The following is an 825-nucleotide window of genomic DNA, read 5'->3' as shown; positions in this document are numbered from 1 at the left end:
CCGTCCTCGCACTTCGACGTGGGTGAGGCGGGCTTCGACGAGACGCTCGAGTACGTCGAGACGATCGGTCAGGAGTACGTGGGGTCTGGTGGCTTCCCCGCCCCGGGTATCGGCAGCTACGAGAACACCCTGGCCACGGCGGCGGCGATGAACCGCTTGGGCGAGCGTTCGGTGGAGGCCGGGGTCGGGAAGTTCTTCGGCCACAACCACGACCGTGAGTTCACCACCGTGTACGAGCACGAGGGTGAGCAGATGTCGGCGTGGGAGATCCTCGTGGCGGAGACCAACCCCGAGTACGTGACCTTCCAGGTGGACGTGGCCTGGGCTGCGCACGCGGGTGTTGACGTGCCTGCGCTCCTGGAGGAGCACGGGGACCGGATCGAGCTGCTCCACATCAAGGATGCGACGGGTCTGGGTGGCAGCATCGCCTTCACCAACCTCGGTGAGGGTGACGTGCCGCTGCAGGAGATCCTGGCCGCGGCGCAGGAGCACGCGGACATCGCGTACTACGTCATGGAGTACGACGTCGCGCCGCAGGGCGAGGACTTCGTCGAGACGGGCTTTGAGTACCTCACCGGTCAGGAGGCCGGGGCGGAGGGCTCGCGTCCGGTCGAGGTGACGGCGGCCGAGGTGACGTTCTCCGACGAGGACGGCACCGAGGACGACATGTACACGGTCCCGTGGGACGTGGGCGTGGAGTACCTCGTCGACGGTGAGGTCGTGGAGGCCGGTGAGCGTGCCGGTACCGGCACGGTCACGGTGACGGCACGGGCCCTGGCGGGCTTCGTCCTCGCCGACGGGACCACCGAGTGGACCCACACCTTC

1 protein-coding gene is annotated in these 825 nt (G+C 68.1%); it reads left to right on the top strand.

Annotated elements, in window-relative coordinates; translation table 11 throughout:
• The coding region (locus H9624_RS16260; protein WP_251840943.1) for a sugar phosphate isomerase/epimerase family protein at positions 1–825 on the top strand (825 nt) is incomplete at both ends.

The organism is Oceanitalea stevensii (assembly GCF_014837105.1).
Taxonomy (GTDB): Bacteria; Actinomycetota; Actinomycetes; order Actinomycetales; family Actinomycetaceae; genus Oceanitalea; species Oceanitalea stevensii.
Note: the sequence above shows the minus strand (reverse complement) of the source record. Positions and strands in the feature narration are given on the sequence as shown.